At 41.7% G+C, this 8,928-nt stretch carries 10 protein-coding genes; 7 read left to right on the top strand and 3 right to left on the bottom strand.

Translation table 11 applies throughout. The features are described from left to right. Positions 1-246: 246 nt before the first annotated feature. A complete protein-coding gene (locus D0T66_RS13435; protein WP_163357819.1) occupies positions 247-1,308 on the bottom strand; it encodes a DUF4349 domain-containing protein in 1,062 nt (353 codons plus the stop codon). Positions 1,309-1,403: 95 nt separating this feature from the next. Here D0T66_RS13435 and ybaK point away from each other — a divergent pair, with 95 nt between their 5' ends. The 5 genes from ybaK to D0T66_RS13410 all read left to right on the top strand — a co-directional run bounded on the left by ybaK (position 1,404) and on the right by D0T66_RS13410 (position 4,835). Beyond that, positions 1,404-1,886, top strand: a complete 483-nt coding sequence (gene ybaK / locus D0T66_RS13430; protein ID WP_163357818.1) for a Cys-tRNA(Pro) deacylase — start codon at positions 1,404-1,406, stop codon at positions 1,884-1,886. 196 nt (positions 1,887-2,082) lie between these two features. Then, positions 2,083-2,313: a 4Fe-4S dicluster domain-containing protein gene (locus D0T66_RS13425; protein ID WP_163357817.1), complete on the top strand. Its 231-nt coding sequence runs from the start codon at positions 2,083-2,085 to the stop codon at positions 2,311-2,313. 63 nt (positions 2,314-2,376) lie between these two features. Continuing rightward, positions 2,377-3,465 carry a 3-methyl-2-oxobutanoate dehydrogenase subunit VorB gene (locus D0T66_RS13420; protein ID WP_163357816.1) on the top strand — a complete coding sequence of 363 codons (1,089 nt, stop codon included), beginning with the start codon at positions 2,377-2,379 and terminating at the stop codon, positions 3,463-3,465. 34 nt (positions 3,466-3,499) lie between these two features. Then, positions 3,500-4,261: a thiamine pyrophosphate-dependent enzyme gene (locus D0T66_RS13415; protein WP_163357815.1), complete on the top strand. Its 762-nt coding sequence runs from the start codon at positions 3,500-3,502 to the stop codon at positions 4,259-4,261. Positions 4,262-4,283: 22 nt separating this feature from the next. Beyond that, on the top strand, positions 4,284-4,835 hold the full coding sequence (locus D0T66_RS13410; protein ID WP_163357814.1) for a 2-oxoacid:acceptor oxidoreductase family protein: 552 nt from the start codon (positions 4,284-4,286) through the stop codon (positions 4,833-4,835). A gap of 513 nt (positions 4,836-5,348) precedes the next feature. Here the strand turns inward: D0T66_RS13410 and D0T66_RS13405 are convergent. Both D0T66_RS13405 and der read right to left on the bottom strand, forming a co-directional pair. Next, positions 5,349-6,002, bottom strand: a complete 654-nt coding sequence (locus D0T66_RS13405) for a hypothetical protein (protein WP_163357813.1) — start codon at positions 6,000-6,002, stop codon at positions 5,349-5,351. A gap of 131 nt (positions 6,003-6,133) precedes the next feature. After that, a complete protein-coding gene (gene der, locus D0T66_RS13400) occupies positions 6,134-7,447 on the bottom strand; it encodes a ribosome biogenesis GTPase Der (protein ID WP_163357812.1) in 1,314 nt (437 codons plus the stop codon). A gap of 396 nt (positions 7,448-7,843) precedes the next feature. On the opposite strand from der, the gene D0T66_RS13395 reads away from it, so the two are divergent. Both D0T66_RS13395 and D0T66_RS13390 read left to right on the top strand, forming a co-directional pair. Then, on the top strand, positions 7,844-8,332 hold the full coding sequence (locus D0T66_RS13395; RefSeq protein ID WP_185154844.1) for an RNA polymerase sigma factor: 489 nt from the start codon (positions 7,844-7,846) through the stop codon (positions 8,330-8,332). A gap of 13 nt (positions 8,333-8,345) precedes the next feature. Continuing rightward, the gene (locus D0T66_RS13390; RefSeq protein ID WP_163357811.1) at positions 8,346-8,921 is read left to right on the top strand and encodes a hypothetical protein; all 576 of its coding nucleotides are present in this window, start codon (positions 8,346-8,348) and stop codon (positions 8,919-8,921) included. The last annotated feature ends 7 nt before the right edge of the window (positions 8,922-8,928 follow it).

Below are 8,928 nucleotides of genomic sequence, written 5' to 3'. Positions count from 1 at the left end.
CCGACAACTATCTCATAAATTATTAATATTTTTGTCTAATAAAACCTGTAACGGTTTTTTAGGACTAGTCACCATACAGAGAAAGGAGAATCCCTCCTATTCCGATAAGTTTAGCTTTCAGGTTCATAGTATCTGATTATGTAGTTTTTAGATTCCGGCATAAAGATAATACAATCCTCGTAACATAAAATGAAAAGGACTTTCCAAATCGGAAAATCCTTCTCACAAATACTATTGTTCCGGCTGTCATCCTTTGCGGCTTCGTCTGTACCGGATGAAAATGATTGCACCCACTGTCAATACCAGTACTACCGGCCAGATGCTCACCAGGAACAATACTAAGCTGCATATTACCCACCAACCAGCAGCCAGCCCATCTATTGCTTTCTGACCGAAGCCCGGTTCGTAAGCGGTGATGTCTGCCTGGTTGGCAATCATTGTGCGGACTTCCGTCCTGTCTTGGTAAAGTTGAATCTCAATATTGCTGAAGTCTATTTTATCGTGTAGTATCACATTCGCCAGCTTCATGCGATCGACTTGCTCCTCAGCATAGTCGCGCGATTCTTCGGCATCTACTGCATCGCCCAATTTACCGCTACGCGAAGCAATGGCGCTACCTAAGCGGTTTGCCTTGCGAAGTTTGCGGTCTTCGGTCATTTTATTCCACAAGATGTTGAATGTTTCATCTTCGGCATGCAATGTGCGATAATCGATTTCGATAGCATAAGGAGCAATCTCTCTTAATGTCTGGTCTAATAATTCTTTGGATACGCGAAGGGATAGGTTCGAATTCAGTTCGTAATAGGAAATCAGCAACGAAGAATCTTTCGATACAAGATAAGGCACATCGGTATGTTTGGTATTAGTTATCGCCGAGTTCATTATCAAGCCCTGATTCTTCAGGATAATATTTTCGATAGCGGCAGTCGCCTGCACGACATCTTTCACTTTGAAGCGGAGGCGTGCCGTACGCACCAATTGGTGCTTGCCATCGTTATTCGATAAGGCTGCCGCTGTAGCGATGAAGTTAGCACTCAGTTCGGGTGCACCTTGCACAGTAGGAGGAGTGAAGCGTACAGTTTGCTGCGATTGCCGCATCTGTTTCGTATTCATCACGCTACTCTCTTCCTGTACCTTGCAGTCATAATCTCTCATCTCTGTTTGTACTTCATCTGCTTCCGGAATCTGCATTTCCGAGAGTGCATATACCTCGTCCGAAACCATGTCAGAACTCTTGTTATTGCCACATCCTGCCACTACGAGGACGCCTAACACTGTTGTTGCGATAAATTTGAAGGGTGCATTCATAATTTTGTATGTTTAAATTCGTTTATTATATGGAGAGAATTCAACCGGAGATTCCATAACTGCCGGATAAAAAAGTGAGGTTAATCAAAAAAGAAATGAAAATAAACAAGACAAACGCTGCCAGACTATTGGATAAAGAGGGTATAGATTACAACCTTATCCCTTACGAAGTAGACGAATCCGACCTGAGTGCCATTCATGTAGCCGAACAATTGAACGAACCTGTAGAACAGGTTTTCAAAACGCTCGTCCTGAAAGGAGATAAATCGGGATATTTCGTTTGCATCATTCCGGGGGCGAAGGAATTGGATTTGAAAGTTGCTGCTGCAATCTCGGGCAACAAAAGTTGCGAAATGATACCGATGAAGGATTTGCTGAATATCACAGGATATATACGGGGTGCATGTTCGCCGCTGGGGATGAAAAAGGCCTTTGCGACGTATATCGACCATTCGTGCCTGCAATTTGCAGCTATCTACGTCAGTGCCGGAAAACGAGGCCTGCAAATACAGATCGCACCCGAAGCACTGATAAAAGCAGCTTCCATTTCGACTGTCGATTTCTTCCCGAAAGGGTAGTTTGGTTGTTGGAATAACTATAAAAATACATTTCTTATAACTGTCAATAAAACAAGTTAATGGAAGTTACAGGATAAAAGTTTATCATAAAAAGTATGGTTGTACCACAAAATACTCATAACTTTAACCTCATAAACAAACAACATAGAACACGTTCTAAAGAAAGATATAGATCAATTAAAATATACACCGAACAATGGCTAAAATAAAAGGAACAGTTGTAGTTGATGAAGAACGTTGCAAAGGATGCGACCTGTGCGTGGTTGCCTGTCCGTGCGATGTGCTGGAACTCCAGCCCCGCAACGTAAACCAGAAAGGGTATCACTACGTATACATGAAAAATCCGGACGAGTGTATCGGATGTGCCAATTGTGGCTATGTATGCCCCGATGCCTGTTTAACAATTTACAAGGTAAAAGCGGAATAAGCGTTATTTTAACATGCGGTTATCCGGCAATCATTCCCGGATAATTCAAAATTCAACAACATTATGTCAGAAGAAAAAGAAATATATTTACTGAAAGGAAACGAGGCCATCTCTCATGCAGCCATCCGTTACGGTTGCGACGGATACTTCGGCTATCCTATCACTCCCCAGTCGGAGATTATGGAAACGCTGATGGACGAAGCCCCTTGGGAAACTACCGGAATGGTTGTCCTTCAAGCCGAAAGCGAGACAGCCTCCATCAATATGGTATATGGCGGCGCCGGCTGCGGAAAAGCAGTGATGACTTCGTCGTCGAGCCCGGGTGTAAGCCTCATGCTCGAAGGGGTGTCGTATCTGGCAGGTGCCGAGTTGCCTTGCCTCTTGGTCAACGTTATGCGCGGAGGACCGGGATTGGGTACAATACAGCCATCGCAAGCCGACTACTTCCAAACAGTAAAAGGAGGAGGACACGGCGACTATCGACTGATAACATTAGCGCCTTCGTCCGTACAGGAAATGGCCGATCATGTGGCCTTAGGCTTCGATTTGGCTTTTAAATACCGCAATCCGGCAATGATTCTGACCGACGGTGTCATCGGGCAAATGATGGAGAAAGTTGTTCTCCCGCCTTTCAAAAGAAGGCGTACAGACGAAGAAATCCGCCAGCAATGTCCGTGGGCAACTTTAGGGAAGCCTGCCGACCGCAAACCGAATATCATTACATCCCTCGAACTGGATGCGCATAAGATGGAAGAGAACAATCTTCGCTTCCAGGCTAAGTATGCACAGATAGAGAAGGATGTTTGCTTATACGAAGAAACCAATTGCGAAGATGCCGACTACCTTTTCGTAGCCTTCGGCTCGATGGCGCGTATTTGCCACAAAGCAATGGAAATAGCACGCAGCGAAGGCATCAAAGTGGGGCTTATCCGCCCGATAACGCTCTGGCCTTATCCGTATAAAGTGATTGACAGCTATTCGTCCCGTGTAAAAGGAATCCTCACGGTAGAAATGAATGCCGGACAAATGGTGGAAGATGTAAGGCTGGCCGTAAATGGCAAAGTAAAAGTCGAACACTATGGACGTTTGGGTGGTATCGTTCCGACTCCGAACGAGATTGTTACGGCACTGAAAGCTAAATTCGGCGCTTAAAAACAGAGTTACAAACAACTAAAAAACGAGAAAAATGAGCCATATAAATATGATAGACCCCGCCAATCTGGTTTACGCCAAACCGGAATTGATGAACGACAACACCATGCACTACTGTCCGGGTTGCTCGCACGGGGTAGTACACAAAATAATAGCCGAAATCATCAGCGAAATGGGCTTGCGCGACAAGACTGTGGGAATAGCTCCCGTGGGCTGCGCCGTTTTTGCCTACAACTATTTAGACATCGACTGGCAAGAGGCTGCGCACGGACGTGCTCCGGCTCTGGCAACTGCCGTCAAACGCCTCCTACCCGACCGCTTGGTATTTACGTATCAGGGCGACGGGGACTTGGCTGCTATCGGTACGGCCGAAACGATACACGCTGCCAATCGCGGCGAAAACATTGCCATCATATTCATCAACAACGGTATATATGGTATGACGGGAGGCCAGATGGCTCCTACTACTCTGCCGGGGATGGTGACGGCAACCACGCCGAACGGACGCGACATACATCTCAACGGTTATCCGTTGAAGATAACCGAACTGCTGGCTCAATTGCCGGGGGTATGTCTGGCAACACGTCAGGCAGTACACACGGCGGCTGCGGTGAAAAAGACAAAGCGCATGATTCGCAAAGCGTTCGAGAATTCGATGGAGAATAAGGGTACATCTATCGTAGAAGTAGTATCTACTTGCAGCTCGGGTTGGAAAATGACTCCTGCGGCTGCAAACGACTGGATGGTAGAGAATATGTTCCCTTTCTATCCGCTGGGTGACATGAAAGATATCTAAAACGAAGGAAAAAAGCACAATTATGATAACAGAAATAATTATAGCCGGTTTTGGAGGGCAAGGGGTTTTGTCGATGGGTAAGATACTTGCATACTCCGGCCTGATGGAAGATAAAGAGGTCTCATGGTTTCCGTCGTATGGCCCTGAACAGCGTGGAGGAACTGCGAATGTAACGGTTATCCTGAGTGACGAGCCTATCAGTTCGCCAATCGTAAACGAATACGATGTAGCCATCATCCTCAACCAACCTTCGTTGGAGAAATTCGAGCCTCACGTAAAAAAGGGCGGAATCTTGATTTACGATCCGAATGGAATCGTTTCGCCACCGATACGAAAAGATATTCATATTTACACAACGGCGGCCATAGATACGGCAACGCAAATGAACAACATGAAGGCTTTCAACATGATTGTGTTGGGCGGATTGTTGAAGATATTGCCTTTGGTGAAATTGGAAAATGTGATGAAAGGATTGAAGAAATCGCTTCCTGAACGTCACCACAAATTACTGCCGATGAACGAACAGGCCATCCTAAAAGGGATGGAGATAATAGAAGAGTATCATCCGGCGTAAGAAAGAGGGAAGATATATATCTAAGAACAACAGAGGGGCTTTCTTAATGAAAGCCCCTCTGCTTTATCTATATTTCCGTAGTTTCTACAGGTTTCTTACTATACCTCTCTTTTATCTGTCTGTTCGATTCCCAAGAATAGAGGAACGCTCCAATAAGAGGGAAAATACAAGTCAGCACAATATAGAACTTTCTCTTTTTAGGAGTAAGTAACTTATGTTTTTGTATCCTAAGCACGATAGGTACAATAATCAATAAATCTAATGGAATAATCCAAAGTAAGTCTGATAAAGTAAGATTCATCTTTTAGTTCATAAATCAAATAAATAATATATTATTAAACAACGAACTAAAGTATAAACACATGCAAGTATAATGGCTACTACTTTTTCCCATGTAGATAGCTTCTTGTCTTTATACTTTTTTCGTATTGCTACTATCAAAAAGAACAATTCATAAGGAATAATTAATAATATATCCCAAAAATCAATATTCATAATGATCTCTTTATAAACTTAAATACATGCATTATAACGTGCTTCAGCATCTGCAATTTCTATATAGTGTTCTCCAGCAAATGCTTTCTTTGCTACCCGAAAGGCCAACGAAAGGCCAAGCTTTTTATCCACAAGATAAAGCCCCCAAGCTGCTGCTGCTCCTCCTAAATAGCGATTTCGGATACTTGTCAATTCTGATCGATAAGTATCTAAACATGAATTAACCATTTTCGTATTATTTATCACATTCTTTTCTTGAAAAACTTCTTCTATGTATTCTAAAGAAGAAAGGGTAACAATTAAGAACTCTCGTTCTTCGATAGACAACGTATTATCATATATTATTTCATCGAAGTTCACATTTCCAACAAAAGAGTAGTTTCCAGAGGATTCCTGTTGAATATATTTATCCAAATACTCATTTTCTTTTTGAGTAGTAGTTTTTTCAACGATGGAAGATTCTTCCTCTACTTTAGATTCCATCGCAATCAAGCAACTGTCAATAAAAGAAATATCTTTATTTTGCATTTTACTATAGAGATTTTCCAGATCTGCTATAGCTTTTTGGGGTTCTCCTTTGGGCGAAAGTGTTTCATCCGAAGAGCAATTGTAAAAAGAAATAACTAACACTAGTAACAGGGTCGACAGGGTCGAAAAAATAATTTTTCTCATGGTTGTGCTGTTTTTGTTAAAAAATTAAATTAATTAAGGTCAAACAATTTTAGGCCCTCATTGTTCTAAAAACAAACATATATCCTTTTTAACAAAAAAACAAGAAAAAGATAGTTTTTTTCAAAAAAAAGTTACTTTTCTCTGACAAACACATTAATCGGTGTACCAGACAAATCCCAGTTGTCGCGGATGCGGTTCTCGAGGAATCGTTTATATGGTTCTTTCACCCATTGAGGCAGGTTACAGAAAAACACAAACGACGGAATCTGCGTCTTCGGCAATTGTGTAATATATTTTATCTTGATATATTTTCCTTTGTTGGCAGGAGGCGGTGTACGCTCGATAATCGGCAACAATACTTCATTCAGCTTATGCGTTGGGATACGAGCCTTGCGGCGATGATATACTTCTTTTGCCACTTCCAACACCTTCAGAATACGCTGTTTAGTCACTGCAGAAGTAAAGATGATTGGAAAATCAGTGAAAGGTGCCAAACGTTCGCGAATGGTATTTTCGAATGTTTTGATTACAATCTGCTCTTTGTTCTCGACCAAGTCCCACTTGTTGACACAAACAACTAAACCTTTCTTATTCTTCTGTATCAGCGAGAAGATATTCAAATCCTGGCTCTCGATACCTTGCGTGGCATCTATCATCAGCACACAGACATCCGAGTTTTCAATCGCTTTGATAGAGCGAATTACAGAATAATATTCCAATCCCTCGTTGACCTTCCCTTTCTTGCGAATACCTGCTGTATCGACCAGATAGAAATCCATCCCGAACTTATCATAGCGGGTATAGATAGAATCGCGCGTCGTTCCGGCAATATCCGTCACAATATTGCGATCCTCGCCCATCAAGGCGTTCAACAAAGAGGATTTACCAGCATTCGGACGTCCGACGATAGCGATACGCGGAATTTCTTCCAATTCTTCTTCTTCGTCCTTTTTCGTAAACTTAGAGATAATCAGGTCGAGCAAGTCTCCCGTTCCCGAACCATTGATAGCCGAAATATTAGCAGGATCGCCCAGTCCGAACGAATAAAATTCAGCCGATTGAGCATGCATCGCAAAATTATCGGCTTTGTTGGATACAAGGATAATCGGCTTCTTCGAGCGGCGAAGGATACCCGCCACATTCATATCCAGATCGGTCAATCCGTTTTGTACATCCACAACAAACATGATAACATCCGCCTCTTCGATGGCGATGGTTACCTGTTTATTGATTTCTTCTTCGAATATATCTTCGGAGTTCACTACCCATCCGCCTGTGTCGACCAGCGAAAACTCTTGTCCGCCCCATTCAACCTTTCCATACTGGCGATCACGTGTAGTGCCTGATGTTTCGTCTACAATGGCCTGTCTGCTTTGCGTCAGGCGGTTGAATAAAGTGGATTTCCCTACGTTAGGTCGTCCGACTATGGCTACAAGATTTCCCATAAATTCCGTTCGTTTTTAGAGTCTGTTTAAATTTTATAGCACATCTTTTTTATAGCTATTATTCAGATGGATTTATTTCTTTTTATTTGAAGATTTAGCGGGCTAAATCAAAAGGAAAAAGAGAGAAATACGCTGAAAAGAGCAGAAAAAAAATGACTAAGAAACAATTAAGCCTGTTATGAATTTTTTCGCTAAAATTTAAACCGGCTCTTATTTCAGGTTGCAAAGATAGCTATTTTTCTTCTATTATGATGCGGATATACCGAACTGATTCAGAGCATTTTTCTGTATACAGGAAAATCTTTTTGAAAAAAAAGATAAATTTGCTGTGATTATTCATAAATAGGTGCGACTAATAGGATAAATACTTAAACAGAATACAATCGCCGAATAAGGATGGGACAAGAGAGAGTTAGTAAGGAGTTTGTTTCGCTCGTGCAACAGAATGAGGGCATCATTTATAAGGTGGCTTCTTTCTATGCCGATGCCGAAAATCCCATCGGAGATTTGTATCAGGAAATCGTTCTCAATTTATGGAAAGGTTATTCCTCGTTCAGGGGCGAAAGCAAATTCTCGACATGGATATACCGTATTGCGCTTAATACGTGTGTATCCTTTTTCCGCAGAAAGAAAGTGAAGCCCGATTACGTCGAAAACCTGCCGGAGATAAGGGACGAAATCGACCACAAAGATGAGCAGATACAAGAGTTGTATAAACTCATTAACAAGTTAGGGAACATCGAGAAGGCGCTTATCCTGCTTTATCTGGAGGATAAGCCTTACAAGGAGATTGCGGAGATCACGGGTATCAGCGTTACGAATGTGGCAACGAAGATCAACCGTATCAAAGAGAAGCTCCGCAAGATGTCAGCCGAAAATGAATAAAACAGCAATTATTATGGAATTAGATAAATTAAAAGAATCGTGGCTAAAAGCCGAAGTAAAGTCTTCGATCAGTGAGGAGAAGATTCAACGGATGGTAAATAACCGGGGAAAAAGTGCTTTCAATAGTTTGCTAAGGACAGAAAAGATCATGCTATTCCTTTTGTTTCCTTGCTTATTTTTTTCTGTCTATCTATATCCTAAAGTCCCAATATCTTCTGTTGTATATGCTATTCTTATCCCATTAGGTATCATCTGGCAATTTTACAAATTAAACCATTTAAGGAAGATAGATTTTACCAACATGAATATTTTGGAGGTTTCCAAGTTGATTAATAAATACAAGTTGTTCATTAAGTGGGAAATTATAGGCGGAGTAGCTTTTCTTATATTGTTCCTTGCATTCTACACTATCGAATTGTCATTCTACTATTCAAATATCCCCGCCACGGGCTTAATAATAGCCTGTTCCATAGGTATCAGCGTAGCCCTGCTGTTTATGTTATTTATCTATAAAGTATTCTATCTGAACAACATAAAAAAGATAGAAGCTTCGATTAAGGAAATAGAAGAATTCGAAACGGAAGAATAAAACTTCA

Origin of the sequence: Dysgonomonas sp. 25, from assembly GCF_010501075.1 — a bacterium.
Taxonomy (GTDB): domain Bacteria; phylum Bacteroidota; class Bacteroidia; order Bacteroidales; family Dysgonomonadaceae; genus Dysgonomonas.
This window is presented reverse-complemented; position numbering and strand designations above follow the sequence as displayed.

What these genes read in the sequence shown, in the direction of transcription:
- D0T66_RS13435 (WP_163357819.1), bottom strand. Translation starts at nt 1,308, where the DNA reads ATGAATGCACCCTTCAAATTTATCGCAACAACAGTGTTAGGCGTCCTC.
- ybaK (WP_163357818.1), top strand. Translation starts at nt 1,404, where the DNA reads ATGAAAATAAACAAGACAAACGCTGCCAGACTATTGGATAAAGAGGGT.
- D0T66_RS13425 (WP_163357817.1), top strand. Translation starts at nt 2,083, where the DNA reads ATGGCTAAAATAAAAGGAACAGTTGTAGTTGATGAAGAACGTTGCAAA.
- D0T66_RS13420 (WP_163357816.1), top strand. Translation starts at nt 2,377, where the DNA reads ATGTCAGAAGAAAAAGAAATATATTTACTGAAAGGAAACGAGGCCATC.
- D0T66_RS13415 (WP_163357815.1), top strand. Translation starts at nt 3,500, where the DNA reads ATGAGCCATATAAATATGATAGACCCCGCCAATCTGGTTTACGCCAAA.
- D0T66_RS13410 (WP_163357814.1), top strand. Translation starts at nt 4,284, where the DNA reads ATGATAACAGAAATAATTATAGCCGGTTTTGGAGGGCAAGGGGTTTTG.
- D0T66_RS13405 (WP_163357813.1), bottom strand. Translation starts at nt 6,002, where the DNA reads ATGAGAAAAATTATTTTTTCGACCCTGTCGACCCTGTTACTAGTGTTA.
- der (WP_163357812.1), bottom strand. Translation starts at nt 7,447, where the DNA reads ATGGGAAATCTTGTAGCCATAGTCGGACGACCTAACGTAGGGAAATCC.
- D0T66_RS13395 (WP_185154844.1), top strand. Translation starts at nt 7,844, where the DNA reads ATGGGACAAGAGAGAGTTAGTAAGGAGTTTGTTTCGCTCGTGCAACAG.
- D0T66_RS13390 (WP_163357811.1), top strand. Translation starts at nt 8,346, where the DNA reads ATGGAATTAGATAAATTAAAAGAATCGTGGCTAAAAGCCGAAGTAAAG.